Raw genomic sequence first — 16,124 nt, forward strand, 5'->3', positions numbered from 1 at the left:
TCAACTTAACTCAATATTAAAATTTAACCAATTTTTATTTATAATTAACTTAACTAACTAAAATTTTATTTTATTATGGCACTACCTAAAAAAGTTATGAATTTTGCCTATGGTATGGGGGCAGCAGTGGTAATCATCGGAGCGTTATTCAAATTGATGCACTGGCCAGGTGCGAGCGCGATGCTTATTATTGGTCTTGGAGTTGAGGCTTTCATCTTCGCATTATCAGCTTTCGATCCAGTTGAAAAAGAATTAGATTGGTCATTAGTTTACCCTGAATTAGCAGGTGGAGAAGCTAAAAAGAGAGATGCTAAAAAAGCGGACAACCCAACTGAAGCGCAAGGATTATTATCTCAGAAATTAGACAACATGTTAAAAGAAGCTAAAATTGACGGAGAGTTAATGTCAAGCTTAGGTAACAGCATCAAAAACTTCGAAGCTGCTGCTAAAGGAATTGCTCCAACTGTTGATTCAGTTGCTTCTACTAAAAAATATGCTGAAGAAATGTCATTGGCAGCTGCTCAAATGGAATCATTAAACAGCATGTACAAAGTACAATTAGAAAGTGCTACTCGTAATGCAGAGATCAACAAAGAAGTTGCAGAAAACAACTTGAAACTGAAAGATCAAATGCAATCATTGACTGCAAACTTATCTTCATTAAACAACGTATACGGCGGAATGCTTTCTGCAATGAGCAACAGAAACTAATTAGTTGCATTATTTATTAATCTTTAAAACTAATTAGAAAGAAATGGCAGGAGGAAAATTAACCCCTAGACAGAAGATGATTAACCTGATGTACCTGGTTTTCATCGCAATGTTGGCATTGAACATGTCAAAAGAAGTATTATCCGCTTTTGGTTTGATGAACGAAAAATTCGAAACAGCAAACAATGCTGCGATGGAAACGAATTCACAAATTTTAAGCGCATTAGGTACAAAAGCTGCTGATAATTCGGCTCAGTTCGGAGCTGCTAAGAAAATGGCAGATCAGGTAGCGGTTATCACTAAAAATTTCTATGATTATATCGGAAAATTAAAAGTTGATGTAACTGCAGGAGTTGAAAAAAATGAAAACGGTAAATTGCCTTATGAAGCAATGGATAAAGGTGACAAAATCGACGAAGGTTGGTTTGAAGGTGACGGATATTCTGCAAAAGGTAAAGAAATCGTGAGCACTATGGACAAGTATAGAGCTGATATGAAAGCGGTACTTGGAAACGATGCAAAATACAAAGCAATCATCGCTGAAATTGATTCTAAATTCAACACGGCTGATGTAAAAGACGGAGAAGGTGTAACTAAAAAATATTTAGATTACAACTACAAAGGATTCCCATCAATTGCTTCTTTGACAAAATTAACGGCTATGCAAAATGACGTTAAAGGAATCGAAGCACAACTTTACAACGCATTCATGGGTAACACTGCTATGGCAGCGGCTTCTATGAAAAACTATAAAGCGTTCGTAATGATGGATAAATCAGCGTTCTTTCAGGGAGAGCAAGTTACAGGACGTGTGGTATTAGGACGTTATGATGCGTCTACTGTACCAACAAATGTTACTGTAAACGGAGCTTCTACTTCAACTGAAAACGGATCTGCAGTATTCAAAATGGCAGCTGGAAGCGTTGGAGAAAAAGAAATTACAGGTAAATTTACCTTTATGGAAGACAAAAAACCAGTTGTAATCGACATTGAAGGAAACTATGTAGTAGTTCCTAAGCCAAACCAGGCTATCGTTTCTGCTGATAAAATGAATGTAGTATACCGTGGAGTTGCGAACCCGATTTCGGTTTCTGTACCAGGTATCTCTTCTGATAAAGTAAAAGCGTCTGCACCAGGAATGGCAGCTGCTGGAAAACCAGGTCAGTATATCTTAAAACCAGGAGCTGGAAATGAGGTAACAGTTAACGTTACGGCTACTATGCCTGATGGAAAACCATTCTCTAGCAAACAATCATTCCGTATCAAAGGATTACCGGCACCAACCGGAAAAGTACGTGGAGAAGTTGCTGCAAAAGGAGCAAAATCAAACTTAGAGGTTTGTACAATCTCAGCTGAGTTAGAAGATTTCGATTTCCCGGTTACTGTAAACGTAACACAATTTAACATTAAAGTACCAGGTCAACCTACTATTGTGGTTTCCGGAAACAAAATGGATGCAAGAGCAAAAGCTGCAATTGCTAAAGCCGGAAGAGGTGATGTTGTTGTTATCTCTGAGATCAAAGCGAAATTCGCAGGTTTAGATCAGATCGTAAAAAGAGTTGCACCTTGTACATTCGAAATACAATAAAAACGACCAAGTTTGAGTTTATAATTACTTAAATAGTATATAAAGAATAAAAAATGAATTGGAGAAATTTTTCATTAGTAATTGCATTTACTTTTAGCTCAATTGCAACTTTTGCACAGTCTAACCTTTTAAATGCAAAAACCCCGGCTGAAATCGGTAAAAAAACCGCAGCACAATTAAATGCAGATAACGACAAGCCGCTACCGTACGGATATGTGGATGACCGTGATGTATTAATGGGAAAAAAGATTTGGGAAATTATCGACCTTGATGAAAGAGTTAACTTCCCACTGTATTACCCTATTGAAGGGAACTTAGGTCCGGATAGAAAACCATTATACGATGTGTTGGTAGAAGGAATTAAGTCAGGTAAGCTTACCGAAATCTATGATGATAGTTATTTTACAACTAAAAAATCATTAAAAGATATCGAAGCTTCCCTATTCAGAATCGATACAACTGATGCCGGTAAAGAGCAGTACAACAGCTTCACGGCAAAACAGAAAAAAGCAGGTGCTAAAATTTCTGAAGAGTATATCAACAAAACAGAAATCGCAGCTGTTCACGTATCCGATTATAAAGTTGTAGGATACTGGTATTTCGACACCCGTCAGGGCGAATTAAAATACCGTATTTTAGGAATTTGCCCAATTGTTCCGGATGTGTATACAATGGACAAAGAGGAGAAAGAATACATCGAATTGTTCTGGGTTTACTTCCCATCAGCAAGAGATGTATTGCACGCCAGCAAAGCCTTTAACGATAAAAACTCGGCAATGCCAATTACGTTCGACCACCTGTTAAATTCAAGACGTTTCAACGGTGTGATTTACAGAGAAGAAAACGTTTATGGAGACAGACAAATTGACGAGTACGTAAAAGAAAATGCACAGATGCAATTATTGGAATCAGAACGTGTAAAAGAAAAAATCCGCAATTTCGAGCAGGATATGTGGAATTACTAAAAAATAATTTCTCCAATTTCATAAAAACTCTTACCCTAACCGGTAAGAGTTTTTTATTTTTGTGCTATGATAGATTATTTGATTGTCGGTTCCGGAATTGCCGGTATCTGTTTCGCGGAAACCTTATTGCAAAACGGAAAGACCTTTACAGTATTGGAAGATAATTCCACCTCCTCGTCGCGCGTGGCGGGAGGATTGTACAATCCGGTTATTTTAAAACGTTTTAGTCAGGTTTGGATGGCGAGTGAGCAATTGGACTACGGTTTGCCTTTTTATGCGGCTATTGCCAAAAGAATCAGTGCGGAATTTGATTTTAAAATACCGATCTACCGGAAGTTTGCTTCCATAGAAGAACAGAACAATTGGTTCCATGCGGCCGATAAACCGAATCTGGCGCCCTATTTGTCTTCCGATATAATTCATCGGAAATACCAATCGATTACGTCCGATTTCGGTTTTGGTGAAGTACGTATGACAGGTTATGTCGATACGGCCGTACTATTGAATTCCTATAATGGTTACCTTGACCAAAACAACTTGTTGCTTAAAACACATTTCGACCATTCGAAATTGATAATCAACGACGATTTTGTGCAATATGAGACACTATCCGCGCGACATATCGTTTTTGCCGAAGGTTTCGGGATGATTCACAATCCGTTTTTTAATCATCTGCCATTAGATGGAACCAAAGGCGAATTACTGGTCATTAAAGCGCCGGAGTTAAATCTGGATGTGGTTTTAAAATCCAGTATTTTTATCCTTCCTATCGGTAACGATTTGTTTAAAGTAGGGGCGACCTATAATTGGGATGATAAAACTGATTTACCAACAGAAGCCGGAAAACAGGAATTAGTAGAAGAACTCAAAACCCTGATCGATTGCGAATTTGAAATTGTCGACCATTTTGCCGGTGTACGACCAACGGTAAAAGACCGGCGTCCGCTCATTGGTACGCATCATGTATATCCTAATGTACACCTGTTAAACGGACTGGGAACCCGTGGTGTAATGTTGGGACCGTTTTTGGCGGATAAACTCTTTGAATCGATCGAAAACCAGACGGCATTAGATGCCCAAATCGACATCAAACGTTTTTATAAAAAATTAGGAATCCGTTTGGATTCCTAAGCTTATATTGTGTCGTTTTTATCGATATGTTGTCTCCAGTTTTTGTCATAATGCACAAAAATGTTAATCCAGATGTTTCGGGACAAACGCATGATTACCGGCATAAAAACGATTAAGGTTGCTATAATAGCTATAAATGCAGTTTTAAGACTGGTTCCCAGAAAAATATGGGAAATAACAAATGCTGCGACTCCGAAAGCGATACCAACACCATAACTCACATACATGGCACCGTAAAAAAAAGACGGTTCGATTTTATAATAGGTTCCGCAATGACTGCACTTTTCATGCATAGTAAAAACGTGGCTTAGTTTATACGGATTTTTCTCTACATACATGTTTTCTTCCTGGCATTTTGGGCAACTACCCGTTAAAATGCTGTTGAGTTTGCTTCCTTTTTTAAACATTTGTAAAAATTTTTGTAAAGGTACATCTTTAAAAAATTACCTTTGTAACCTTTGTAACAAAATTATGCTAAATATACACAATTTATCGGTTTCTTTCGGGGGAACATACCTGTTTGAAGAGGTAACTTTCCGATTGGGAGCAGGGGATCGCGTTGGGCTTGTAGGAAAGAACGGGGCCGGAAAATCGACCATGCTTAAAATCCTGTCACGGGAATTGGCTCCCGATTCAGGAAGTATAGCTACAGAAAAAGAAGTAAAACTTGGTTTTCTAAAACAGGATATCGACTTTGTAAAAGGAAGAACCGTTCTGGAGGAAGCCTATCAGGCTTTTGAGGACATAAAAAACGCAGAGCTAAAGATGGAAGAAATCAACCATCAGTTAGTAACGCGTACCGATTATGAAAGTGAAAGCTATTCGGAATTGATCGAACAGTTAAGCGATGTAACACATCATTACGAAATATTAGGTGGTTATAACTATGTAGGGGATACCGAAAAAGTATTGCTGGGATTGGGGTTTAAACGGGAGGATTTTGATCAGCTCACGGATACCTTTTCCGGAGGATGGCGTATGCGTATCGAATTGGCCAAACTATTATTGCAAACCAACGATGTATTGTTACTGGATGAGCCAACGAACCACCTCGATATCGAGAGTATCATCTGGTTGGAAAGCTTTTTGCGAAACTTCCCGGGTGTAGTCGTTATCGTTTCGCACGATAAGATGTTTTTGGATAATGTAACCAATCGGACCATTGAAATTTCATTAGGAAAAATATACGACTTTAGTAAGCCTTATTCGGAATACCTGATACAACGTCAGGAAATCCGTGAAAAGCAGTTGGCTACGCAAAAAAATCAGGCTAAAAAGATTGAAGAAACGGAAAAACTAATCGAAAAATTCCGGGCCAAAGCCTCAAAAGCTTCGATGGCGCAATCGTTGATCAAAAAGCTGGATAAAGTGGAACGCATTGAAGTTGACGAAGATGATAACTCCGTAATGAGTATTTCGTTTCCGGTTTCGGTTACGCCGGGTCGGGTAGTGGTTGAAGCCGAACACGTGACCAAAAGCTATGATGAGAAAACCATCTTAAAAGACATTTCGTTATTGGTCGAACGCGGGAGTAAAATCGCATTTGTTGGACAAAATGGTCAGGGAAAATCGACTTTTATTAAAGCGATTGTGAATGAATTCGAATACGAAGGAACCATCAAACTCGGACATAACGTACAATTGGGGTATTTTGCGCAAAATCAGGCTGAATATCTGGATGGTGAGAAAACCCTTCTTGATACCATGATCGAAGCGGCAACCGATAGCAATCGGTCGAAAGTACGCGATATGTTGGGCGCCTTTTTATTCCGAGGTGATGATGTTGAGAAAAAAGTAAAAGTATTGTCTGGAGGTGAACGAAACCGATTAGCCCTTTGTAAGTTATTGTTACAACCGATTAACGTGTTGGTAATGGATGAGCCGACAAACCACCTGGATATTAAGTCTAAAAACGTTTTAAAAGCCGCTTTACAGAAATTCGAAGGAACGTTATTGTTGGTGTCACACGACCGTGATTTCTTACAGGGAATGGCGAATATCGTTTATGAATTCAAAGATCAAAAGATACGGGAATATCTGGGAGATATTAATTTCTTCCTGGAACAGCGTAATGTGCAAAACATGCGTGAAGTAGAGAAGAAAGATGTTGCCAAAGAAACAGTGGTACAGAAAGATAATAAAGCCCTTTCGTATGAGGAGCAAAAGAAACAAAAAGCCCTTCAGAACAAGCTGAGTAAAATTGAAAGTCAGGTTCAGGAACTGGAAAAGGAAATCCGAAAAGACGATAAAGCTTTGGCAGAACATTATGAAAAATTAATGCAGGATGCGTCTTTTTTTACAGCTTATGAAAAGAAGAAAAAAGAATTAGAACAGCTTTTGGAAGAATGGGAAAATGTTCAGGCGGAAATAGAAAGCAATAGCTAAAAATACAGAAAGAGTGGTTTAGAACCGCTCTTTTTTATTTAAACGGATTGCGTTCCTGCCAAAGTATTTCCGGTTCCAGTGAACGGAATAGTTTTGAAATATAACGGTTGATAAAAGAATTTTCGTGTTGAATATAACCAAACATTTCCTCTGGTTTTGCACCTACGGAACTCTTGATTTCAAGAGCCGTACGGGCAAAAACAATTTTTGTAAAGCCTTTATTCACCGAATAGCCAATCATATCGTAAAGCATATTCAGATACAACATTTTGTCCCGTTGGTATTCGTCGTCATATCCCAGAAAATACGTGTCGATGGTTGAACCGTTTTGGATCAATGTATTAAAACCAATCAGTTTATTATCCAGAAAATAACCGTAAAATAAAAACCGGTCACCCAGTAATTTTTTGAGCTTAAAAAAATGATTTTCGGCCAGAAAAAAAGTATTAAAAGGCGCATTACGCGCTACATTCTGATACAAACAATTAATGGTGTCGGAATGTTTTTGGATTTCCTCCAGACTAAACTTTTGTTTAACAATGTCTGTTGCCTTTTTTCGCGCTCTTTTATATTGATCCCGGTATTTTTTAGTCAATGCCTCTACATAATCCGTTTCGTAATTCCAGTTTTCCGGGATGTTAAAAAGCATATTGGGTTGAGTGGTGAACCGGTAAAATGAAGCGAATTCGGGAATTGCAAAAGAAAGGGTATCATATTCGGAAAAATCCTTAAAAACAGTCAAATGGATTTTTGTTTTTTGTTTTCGGAAGTGTTCCTTTAATGCTTCTGTAGCCTGTAGTAATAGCGTAATAGCCTGCGACGGTTTCATTTTTTCGTTTAAAACAAAAGCATTCTGACCGGTAAGCATATTATTTCCAATAAAAAGCACATGAGCGCTAAAGTTTCGGAATATAAAATTGCGGGCTGACGTTTTAAGACAACTATCTCTTTCGCCAAATGATTCGACTTTGTTTAAATCCAAAAACTGCGATAAGGCAATTCCGCATAATTCGTCTTGTCTGAATAAACCGATATAATGGCAAACCATATTGGCTGGAGCCGATTTCTCCAGGACTTTAATATACGCTTTGCTCAGAAAAATATTGGCAACAGCGATATCATCCCAGTTTTTAGGGAGTTCGCCGGCAGTTGTGTAAATTTTATAGGTAAAGTCTGTTATCACAAAATAAGAATCGCTCCACAAATGTAGAGCGATTAGTATATAAATAAGTGTTAAAAGATAAAATTTTCTATTTCATAGCACAAATTATTCCCCCCATAATCATACAGCTAACCACCCAGAAACCACCGGCGATTAAAGTATATTTCCAGGATCTGCGTTCAAAAAGGGCGCCGGTCCCTACTACTGGTAAAGCAAAAAATAATCCTGAGAAAAAGCCGTGTAGCATTCCGTGTTTAAAAGTGCGGAAAGCCTCGCCATAATCGGCCATAAAAGCTTGGTACGACGGTTTTGCAACAGTAGGATCACCTCCAATCATTCCCAATGCTCCGAATTGGTGAATAGTCAGCATCTGAAGAATAAAAGAAATAAAAAAGGCATAGACAATAGCCATTCCGAATATAACAGCCATATTGCCTGTTTTTACCTGTTCTTCTGTTAAGTGTGCTTCTTTCATCCAGATAGTACCGAAAACTTTAGGATTATACCATATAAATCCAACTACAAGAGTGGATAATGCAGCTAATAGTAGCGCTAAAAAGTTAATTTCCATGATTTTTTGTTTTTTGTTGTATAAAAGTATGAAAATTAACACATTCTTTTTGAAGTTTTATTTTTAATGATTTTTTTGACTGAAAATAGAATAGTTTAATAGCTATTAAACATACAGGAGTATTACAAAATCAGTATACGCAAATCCACTCAAAAAGTAATAAATTAAATATTTAACATATTGATTTTTAGGTGTTTGTTATTTTTTTTGCTCTTGAGTATAGCTGCGTAGTTGAATTTTTTTTCGTTGTTTTTTTTTGCAGTTACTTTGCTCTGTTGATGATCTGGAAATCACGATGAATTATATAAGGTTAAAGATTTCGGAGTCAGAGCGTTTATTAAGAGAGTGGAACAAGTTGGAGCGTTAGTCCCTTCTATACTAAATCTGATTTTGTTACAACTTAATAAAGAGCAAAAGATGTTCTTTATTTATCAGGGGATTATTGTAGATTATTTAAAATTAAAGTTTTTTAGGGTTAAGTTGTTAATGAAGTTCCCATGTGAATTCTTGAAATTGATTTGGGGAATCAGTTTTGAAGTAAGGGAGTCTCTTAACTATTTAAAATGTAAAAATTGTTATCACCTGAAAAAAGTAAATAAGACAGTTTTTATAGATGAAAAACAGATGATTTGAAAATAAAGTTTTTTGGGGTTAAACAGTTGTTAATGAGGCACCCGTTAGATTTTTAAAATTGATTGGGGGAGTCAGTTTTGAAGGAGGGTGCCTCTTAACTATTTAAAATGTAAAAATTGTTATCACCTAAAAAAGTAAATAAACAATTTTTATAGATGAGAAACAGATGATTTGAAAATAAAGTTTTTTGGGGTTAAACAGTTGTTAATGAGGTACCCGTTTGATTTTAAAATTGATTAGGGGAGTCAGTTTTGAAGGAGGGTGCCTCTTAACTATTTAAAATGTAAGAATTGTTATCACCTAAAAAAGTAAATAAACAATTTTTATAGATGAGAAACAGATAATTTGAAAATAAAGTTTTTTGGGGTTAAACAGTTGTTAATGAGGTGCTCTTTAGATTTTTAAAATTGATTGGGGAGTCAGTTTTAACGCGAGAGTACCTCTTAACTATCTTATCTTAAGATGATTTTTGCGAGGCAAAGATATATTCTTTTTTATATAATTTTAAAAAAAGATATTGTTTGTCGGTAATTGACAATAGAATGTCTCGAAATGGCTTTAGTGGTTGTTGTGTTGAAAGTTTTATTTCTTCTAATAAAATCAGCTGAATTTCATTGCATTTATTCGGTAATCTGATTGTTGGTTTCAAAAATAATACGACGTAGTTTCAAAATAATTGTTGGGGAAGAGTATGTTTTTTTAGGATAATAAGCGATGGCTGTCGATGCAATCATAATACTGTTTTAAAATGCAGGTTTGTTGCTATAAGTACTGCTTTTAATTTGGGTAAAGAACGCTTACGCATACCGTGAAAAAACATAATTTTTTTTCGTTACAATGAGACAGATATTTAACCGAATTACTGTTGTTTTCCAGAGCTCATCTTTCCGGAGTCGAAAATTGTGCTAAAAATTAATTTTTAGTTTTTGGAATTTTTTTACATACTACGTACACCAGATAATCGTTTCTTTGTAATAACGTTACCCGTTTTTACAGGTACGAAGTAACTTTTTCACGACTGCTTTTTTTAGTATTTTTTCTTGTTCTGTAAGCAACAATAATTTTGATATACATCAAAGGTAATTATGTGATCTTTTAGTACTCTTATAGGTCGATAATTTGTTTTTAAAAAGATAAATTTCAAATGGTTATGGAATAGAAGCCTAATGATATCGGTATAGGCAGTAAAATACACTGCATTTCCATGTGATTTAAAGTAGCCATAACTGATTACTTCTTCGGCTTTTGGTATAACATCTTTAGTCGTATTGTGAAAATGATTTGGAAGTAGCTGAATTTTCTATGGAAAATCCTTGATATAATGGCTAATTTCTTTCGATGTTTTCAGAAACGGTAATTTTAGTTATAATTATAAAAATTTATATTCGACAGCCATTTTAATGAGCTCTGCTACATTTTTAGCTCCGAATTTTTGAAGCAGATTGCGTCGGTGAGTTTCAACTGTTAGCGGACTTACGAAAAGTTCATCAGCAATTGTAACTGTAGTTTCGCCATTCGCAATTTTCTGTAAAATCTGTTTTTCTCTTTTTGTCAATGTTGGAATCGCTTTCCATTCGTTTTGGGATGGTTTCATTATGATTTCTTTCGCTTCTTTGCTAAAAGCCAGCTTCCCTTCCAAAGCTTCGGAAATACAGTTTAAAAGTTCGTTTGCATCCGCATTTTTTAGTACATAACCACCGGCACCGTTTTGAAGTAGTTGCATCATAATGCTTCGTTCCGCCTGATTACTCAAACCTAAAATAACCGTTTCTGGTGTTTTTTTCTTGATGATTTTACAAAGCTCAATCCCATGGTAGTCGGGGAGCATAATGTCAAGCAATACAATATCCACCTCGTTGCTTTCGAGAAAATTTATAAAAGACTCCCCATTAGTAAAACTAAAAGCAGTAATGCGTAAATTACTCTTTAATAATGTTTTCAGGCCTTCAATAACAATTGGATGATCATCTACAATGGCCAGGATAATTTTTGAAGTATCAGACATATAATTCGATGTTTATAGTGGTTCCCTCGTGAGGAGCCGAATGAATTTCAACAGTTCCATTTAGGTATTTAGCTCTGTTTTCAATATTGGTAATACCAATTCCTTTCTTCTGATTCAGAATATTTTTATCAAAACCGTAACCATCGTCTTCAACAGTGATAAAAAAAGTTTTTCCATTCTGACTGCATTGTACCATAATATTTTGGGCATTTGCATGGCGGATGGCATTGGATAGAGCTTCCTGAATGATACGGTAGATGATCACCTGGGTAGAAATCTCCATTTCGGTATCCAAATTAAATGACTCATAACTAATGGAAATATTCTGGGATTCTAGGGATTCACACAGATCTTTCAGGGCTGTTTCGAGACCAAAGCGAAGTAATGTTTCCGGCATCATATTACGAGCTATACGACGTAATTCGGTAACAGCATTGTCGAGTTGACCGATGATTTTATGAATTTCTACAGGATTGGGATTTTTATCACCATGGCTCATTTCACCGGATAATTTTATTTTTATTCCGGCCAGCATTCCGCCTAAACCGTCATGAAGGTCGCGTGCTACCCTTCGACGTTCCCGTTCTTCGCCTTCCAGCATGGCTTCGGTTGTGGATAAAAGTTGTTGTTGGTGTAACTCTTTTAATTGTTGCTGGTGATTGATCTCTTTTTGTTCCGATAGTTTTTTCTGATTTCTATAGAAAGCAAAAGCGAGTAAGGCGATGGATAGAAAAAATAATGTTGATGCGCCGAGCAAACTACTAAAAAGCCGATTGTTGCGAGCTGCCAAATCGGCTTCTTTTTTATCGGTTTCCAAAGCTGTAATTTTTTTCTGATTTTCTGCGTTTTGAAATTGGACTTCCAGCTCATTGATTTTTTCTTTGAGCTTACTGTCGTTAATACTATCGCTCAGTTTACTGTATTGTGTCTGCCATTGATAGGCTTCTTTCAGGTTACCCATTTTTTCATTAACGGAAGCCAATTGGGTATAAAACATTTTGCGGTTGTTTACCTCGGCGGACAGATTGCCTTCTTTTAAAAGTTTTACTAACAAATCCCGGGCCTTTTTATATTCTTCCAATTGCAGGTAGATATCATACTTTCTAAAAGTAAGCATTTGTAATAAAGTCGATTGATTTAGACTTTTTGCCAGTATCATTCCTTTATCGATACTTTTGATAGCATTGTTAAAATAGCCTTTTGAAATAAGATACAACCCTTCGTTGTAATAGTAATAGGGATACTGTGTCGATTCTTTATGCGGCTCCAGGATAACTTTAGCCTTGTCCAATAAGATTTTAGCGGTTTCACTATCACCTTTGTAAATGAAATTACTTACCGCACCGAGGTAGGCGAGCATAAGTTCGGAGGATCCAGGTTTCTTTTTTTCGAGCAAATCGATAGCCTTTTTATTATAAGCTTCGGCTTTATCAAATTGGGCGTTATACATAAAAAGGGTGCCCAATTGTGAGTAATAATGTGCCATTTTTTCGGATTTACCGGATTGTTGTGCAAGGGGGATTGATTTGTTTAATAAAATATTAATTACGAATGGGTCTCCTTTTTTATTTCGTTGCAATATGCCATAGTTGTACCAGGCCGCTGCTGCTGCTTCATAACTGGCTGCTGTACGGAAGGCCATTAGTTTTTGAGTGGCTTTGTATAGGGATATTTGTGCCTTTTCCGGATGGATTGCCGATAGATGTTGGCCTTCATAAAAAAAATATAGCGCATTTAGATAGGGATTTTTAGCACTCAGTTGTTTGCCTTTGGTTAGGAACATCCGACTTTTTACAGTGTCTTTTGCCCGCCAGTAATCGGAAAGCAAAAAACTGGCATTGGCTTTACTACTATCGGCTGATCTGGAATAAACAATCTGACGAAGACTATCGGCATAGTTTTTTTCGTTAACGGGTAATAACTGTTGTGCAGTAACGGAAAAGAGAAAACCGTGTAGTATTAAAAAAAGCCATAAAAGCTTGCGGAGGTATAAGGACCGTTGCATGGGAGTGTATTGATTTTTGAGAAATAAACAAGAATTTTCTTTCTAAGAATATTATTTTAAAAACAAATTCTTTCAAAGATTGTAAAAACATCGCAAAAAGCCATGTGGATGTGATAAAATACTGGAAAACCATTAGAAAAAAATACTCATTTCCTGTTATTGTTGCAGTTTTGGCGGGAATCTAACTTTGCTTCAGAAAAAGATTGTTAACCATTTAGACATTTTATATTATGAGAAAGAAGATTTTAGCGACGTTAGTATTGACCATGGCCTTCGGATTAATTGCCACATCGTGTAGCAGCGATAGTGACGGGTCGGGAAATGGCAGTGGATCCGGAGGAACCAACAAAATGGTGCGTTATAAAGCAATAGCATCCGATAATGCTACTATTGATGTGATTGCCTATACCAATGCGCAAGGGGATATGACGACCCATACGGATATAAATGCAACTACTTGGGAAAGCCCGGAAATTAACATGCCGGCATCGGTACAGGCGATTTCGTTTGGAGGATCGGCTACTGTAGCGACACAAGGAGAAACAGGCACACTAAAAGTACAGATTATTATAAACGGCGAGGTGGTTAAAGAAAATATTTCAACCGGATCGGTTATGTCGGCATCGACAACATTATATTAATATAAAAACAATACTACCCTCCGTTTGTTTTTTATCCGATAAAAAAGCCGTTTTACTAAAAAGCGGCTTTTTCGTTTTGTGAGATGTACCATTTAGAATATTATTAGTAGCCATGTTTTGTGCTATAGTAGATTTTTTTTTTTCGACCGAGAAACGTGTCGCCTTTGCTAATGGATCCGGTTATCCCAAGTCCTGCGGATTTTCGATAGATTCAGGGGCGGATACTATTGGGGTATAAATTGTTATAGTCAATTTCTTTAAAATCGACCAATACATTATTGGTATTTATCCATGATCATGGGATATAAGTTTCAAAGCTAAGGTTTTGAGTGTTATATAGATAGGATGGCTGATTGTGTACTCCGGTTGCTTCCCTGGTATCGTGTGACGTCAATATAAGCCCATACTCTCCGGGAGGGATGTTGGGATGTGAATTAAAAAGTACTGTTGTATCAGGTAGATTTACTTTTAAAAGTAAGTGTTTTGTCTATTTTATTGTGGATTAAAATTTGATTGTAATCACTATTCGGTCTCCAGAAATCGGGATAAAATGATCATCATATTTTTGAAGGGAATAAAATAAACTGTACTTTCTGTAGGTGGAGGTAGTGCTAAGAGTTTAATAGAATGGGATAAGAAGTTTTTTTGTGTATCAGTGACTCTATTTGTCCTTAGTATTCCACCTGACTTTTGTATATTTAGTATATAAAACTGCAATAATGAAAATATACTTAGGGTTGTTCGTACTGGTATTAACGTGTCAGGCTTGTCAGAATACAGAAAAAACGAATTCGATCGAAAGGCAAAAAGAAACCCGAAAGGTCATGTCGTTTGATAAGGAAAAATGGGCGGTTAAAAGTGATGCAGCCTATGCGTATAGGGCGATGATGCTTCAGGATTTGATTGATAGTAAGCGGTTAAAACAGCTCAAAAAAGCAGCTATTCTGGAATTATTAGGAACACCCGACCGAACGGATAGCTTATATCTCTTTTATACCATTCTACAGAAACGGGCACTGTTTTTTCCGTTGCAAACCAAGTCAATGGTTATAAAGCTAAAGGAAAATGATAGTGTCGAATGGGTGAAAATACACGAATAACAAAATTGCAACACTTGACAGGTCATAAAGATCTGTCAGGTTTAAATAAAAACAGAATGGAGTTAAAAATAAGGCAGGAAGATAAAAAGGACTTTAAAGCTGTTTTTGAGTTAATCGAAAAGGCTTTTGAAAATGTTGCATTCAGTGATCATCGGGAGCAGTTTTTGGTGGAACGACTAAGAGTTTCAGATGCATTTGTACCGGAATTATCGCTGGTTGCAGAGCAGAATGACCAAATTGTTGGGTATATCTTGCTGACAAAAATCAAGATTAAAAATGAAACTGGAAAAACAGCGGAGTCTTTAGCATTGGCACCGGTTGCAGTTTTACCGGATTTTCAGGGAAAAGGTATCGGTGGTCAGCTGATCCGGACGGCACATGACAAAGCCCGTACAATGGGTTTTGGTTCGGTTATACTTTTGGGGCATGAAAAGTATTATCCAAAGTTTGGGTATCAAATGACCAGTCAATATGGAATACGATTGCCTTTTGATGTGCCTCCTGAAAATTGTATGGTTATCGAGCTAATTCCCGGAGCACTAAAGGATGTGTCGGGAGTTGTGGGATATCCCAAAGCGTTTTTTGAGTAATAAGGCGTAAGTTATTTGTTTCTAATTAAGACTAGAATTATCGATGGTTTCGATTTTTTGGATCCAATGGGATAGTGATTGTGTTTTTGATATCCAGTATCGTTCCGTTTTCTGACTGCTGATTGTAGCATACCAATTTGTTTTCGCATGATGCTATAAAATTGTAAATAGGTGCGAAAATTACCGTATTAGTAGAGGGGAAATATCACTATATTTTAAATGCAGTTTTTTGCAAATAGAATCAAACACCTTTCAGATGCGTTCCATTTCAAGGAATTTTTTTTCGGCAATTGCTATTTCTACCGGATTCATGATTTCTGAGGTTTTAGGTAATCTCAAAAATAAGATAAAAAAGGAGAAAAAGATTAGTGAGGTTATTTTAAGACGATTAAAATAGGTGGGGATTAACAATAAAAAAAGCCAAAAAAGAATTTCTTTTTTGGCTCTTAGTAGCGGGAACAGGACTCGAACCTGTGACCTTCGGGTTATGAGCCCGACGAGCTGCCTACTGCTCTATCCCGCGCTGTGCGTTTGTATTCTCAGTATGTTTTCTTAGTAGCGGGAACAGGACTCGAACCTGTGACCTTCGGGTTATGAGCCCGACGAGCTGCCTACTGCTCTATCCCGCGATGTTTCG

At 36.8% G+C, this 16,124-nt stretch carries 13 protein-coding genes and 2 tRNA genes; 8 read left to right on the forward strand and 7 right to left on the reverse strand.

Translation table 11 applies throughout. The features are described from left to right. Positions 1 to 72: 72 nt before the first annotated feature. The 4 genes from porL to E6C50_RS05695 all read left to right on the forward strand — a co-directional run bounded on the left by porL (position 73) and on the right by E6C50_RS05695 (position 4,395). Positions 73 to 711 (forward strand): type IX secretion system motor protein PorL/GldL, encoded by a 639-nt coding sequence (gene porL, locus E6C50_RS05680; RefSeq protein WP_211089529.1) that lies wholly within the window; start codon positions 73 to 75, stop codon positions 709 to 711. Positions 712 to 754: 43 nt separating this feature from the next. Then, entirely contained in the window at positions 755 to 2,299 is a 1,545-nt protein-coding gene (porM, locus tag E6C50_RS05685) for a type IX secretion system motor protein PorM/GldM (RefSeq protein WP_136402248.1), read from the forward strand. A 53-nt stretch (positions 2,300 to 2,352) separates the two neighbouring features. After that, entirely contained in the window at positions 2,353 to 3,264 is a 912-nt protein-coding gene (porN, locus tag E6C50_RS05690) for a type IX secretion system ring subunit PorN/GldN (RefSeq protein WP_136402249.1), read from the forward strand. A 66-nt stretch (positions 3,265 to 3,330) separates the two neighbouring features. Further along, the gene (locus E6C50_RS05695) at positions 3,331 to 4,395 is read left to right on the forward strand and encodes an NAD(P)/FAD-dependent oxidoreductase (protein ID WP_136402250.1); all 1,065 of its coding nucleotides are present in this window, start codon (positions 3,331 to 3,333) and stop codon (positions 4,393 to 4,395) included. Between the two features lie 2 nt (positions 4,396 to 4,397). On the opposite strand, the gene E6C50_RS05700 is transcribed toward E6C50_RS05695, so the two are convergent. Next, positions 4,398 to 4,802, reverse strand: coding sequence for a DUF983 domain-containing protein (locus E6C50_RS05700; RefSeq protein WP_136402251.1), 405 nt, complete (start codon positions 4,800 to 4,802; stop codon positions 4,398 to 4,400). A 64-nt stretch (positions 4,803 to 4,866) separates the two neighbouring features. Between E6C50_RS05700 and E6C50_RS05705 the strand changes: the two genes are divergently transcribed. Further along, a complete protein-coding gene (locus E6C50_RS05705; protein ID WP_136402252.1) occupies positions 4,867 to 6,780 on the forward strand; it encodes an ABC-F family ATP-binding cassette domain-containing protein in 1,914 nt (637 codons plus the stop codon). A 34-nt stretch (positions 6,781 to 6,814) separates the two neighbouring features. Here E6C50_RS05705 and E6C50_RS05710 read toward each other — a convergent pair whose 3' ends face one another. The 4 genes from E6C50_RS05710 to E6C50_RS05725 all read right to left on the reverse strand — a co-directional run bounded on the left by E6C50_RS05710 (position 6,815) and on the right by E6C50_RS05725 (position 13,156). Beyond that, complete coding sequence (locus E6C50_RS05710) at positions 6,815 to 7,963, reverse strand: GNAT family N-acetyltransferase (protein ID WP_136402253.1); 1,149 nt, start codon at positions 7,961 to 7,963, stop codon at positions 6,815 to 6,817. Between the two features lie 67 nt (positions 7,964 to 8,030). Then, positions 8,031 to 8,513: a DUF1761 domain-containing protein gene (locus E6C50_RS05715; protein ID WP_136402254.1), complete on the reverse strand. Its 483-nt coding sequence runs from the start codon at positions 8,511 to 8,513 to the stop codon at positions 8,031 to 8,033. A gap of 2,002 nt (positions 8,514 to 10,515) precedes the next feature. Then, positions 10,516 to 11,151 carry a response regulator transcription factor gene (locus E6C50_RS05720; RefSeq protein WP_136402255.1) on the reverse strand — a complete coding sequence of 212 codons (636 nt, stop codon included), beginning with the start codon at positions 11,149 to 11,151 and terminating at the stop codon, positions 10,516 to 10,518. Further along, positions 11,144 to 13,156, reverse strand: coding sequence for a tetratricopeptide repeat-containing sensor histidine kinase (locus E6C50_RS05725; protein WP_136402256.1), 2,013 nt, complete (start codon positions 13,154 to 13,156; stop codon positions 11,144 to 11,146). The genes E6C50_RS05720 and E6C50_RS05725 overlap by 8 nt, the downstream gene beginning before the upstream one ends. A gap of 230 nt (positions 13,157 to 13,386) precedes the next feature. Between E6C50_RS05725 and E6C50_RS05730 the strand changes: the two genes are divergently transcribed. The 3 genes from E6C50_RS05730 (at position 13,387) to E6C50_RS05740 (ending at position 15,487) form a co-directional block, all read left to right on the forward strand. After that, positions 13,387 to 13,797, forward strand: a complete 411-nt coding sequence (locus E6C50_RS05730; protein WP_136402257.1) for a hypothetical protein — start codon at positions 13,387 to 13,389, stop codon at positions 13,795 to 13,797. Positions 13,798 to 14,516: 719 nt separating this feature from the next. Beyond that, on the forward strand, positions 14,517 to 14,897 hold the full coding sequence (locus E6C50_RS05735) for a hypothetical protein (RefSeq protein WP_136402258.1): 381 nt from the start codon (positions 14,517 to 14,519) through the stop codon (positions 14,895 to 14,897). Positions 14,898 to 14,953: 56 nt separating this feature from the next. Next, complete coding sequence (locus E6C50_RS05740) at positions 14,954 to 15,487, forward strand: GNAT family N-acetyltransferase (RefSeq protein WP_136402909.1); 534 nt, start codon at positions 14,954 to 14,956, stop codon at positions 15,485 to 15,487. A 450-nt stretch (positions 15,488 to 15,937) separates the two neighbouring features. On the opposite strand, the gene E6C50_RS05745 is transcribed toward E6C50_RS05740, so the two are convergent. Continuing rightward, positions 15,938 to 16,010, reverse strand: a tRNA-Met gene (locus tag E6C50_RS05745). A 33-nt stretch (positions 16,011 to 16,043) separates the two neighbouring features. Then, positions 16,044 to 16,116, reverse strand: a tRNA-Met gene (locus E6C50_RS05750). Positions 16,117 to 16,124: the final 8 nt, after the last annotated feature.

The sequence above is a fragment of the Flavobacterium supellecticarium genome (genome assembly GCF_004801375.1).
Lineage (GTDB): Bacteria > Bacteroidota > Bacteroidia > Flavobacteriales > Flavobacteriaceae > Flavobacterium > Flavobacterium supellecticarium.

What these genes read in the sequence shown, in the direction of transcription:
- E6C50_RS05725 (WP_136402256.1), bottom strand. Translation starts at nt 13,156, where the DNA reads ATGCAACGGTCCTTATACCTCCGCAAGCTTTTATGGCTTTTTTTAATA.
- E6C50_RS05730 (WP_136402257.1), top strand. Translation starts at nt 13,387, where the DNA reads ATGAGAAAGAAGATTTTAGCGACGTTAGTATTGACCATGGCCTTCGGA.
- E6C50_RS05740 (WP_136402909.1), top strand. Translation starts at nt 14,954, where the DNA reads ATGGAGTTAAAAATAAGGCAGGAAGATAAAAAGGACTTTAAAGCTGTT.
- E6C50_RS05700 (WP_136402251.1), bottom strand. Translation starts at nt 4,802, where the DNA reads ATGTTTAAAAAAGGAAGCAAACTCAACAGCATTTTAACGGGTAGTTGC.
- E6C50_RS05735 (WP_136402258.1), top strand. Translation starts at nt 14,517, where the DNA reads ATGAAAATATACTTAGGGTTGTTCGTACTGGTATTAACGTGTCAGGCT.
- E6C50_RS05695 (WP_136402250.1), top strand. Translation starts at nt 3,331, where the DNA reads ATGATAGATTATTTGATTGTCGGTTCCGGAATTGCCGGTATCTGTTTC.
- E6C50_RS05715 (WP_136402254.1), bottom strand. Translation starts at nt 8,513, where the DNA reads ATGGAAATTAACTTTTTAGCGCTACTATTAGCTGCATTATCCACTCTT.
- porM (WP_136402248.1), top strand. Translation starts at nt 755, where the DNA reads ATGGCAGGAGGAAAATTAACCCCTAGACAGAAGATGATTAACCTGATG.
- porN (WP_136402249.1), top strand. Translation starts at nt 2,353, where the DNA reads ATGAATTGGAGAAATTTTTCATTAGTAATTGCATTTACTTTTAGCTCA.
- E6C50_RS05720 (WP_136402255.1), bottom strand. Translation starts at nt 11,151, where the DNA reads ATGTCTGATACTTCAAAAATTATCCTGGCCATTGTAGATGATCATCCA.
- E6C50_RS05705 (WP_136402252.1), top strand. Translation starts at nt 4,867, where the DNA reads ATGCTAAATATACACAATTTATCGGTTTCTTTCGGGGGAACATACCTG.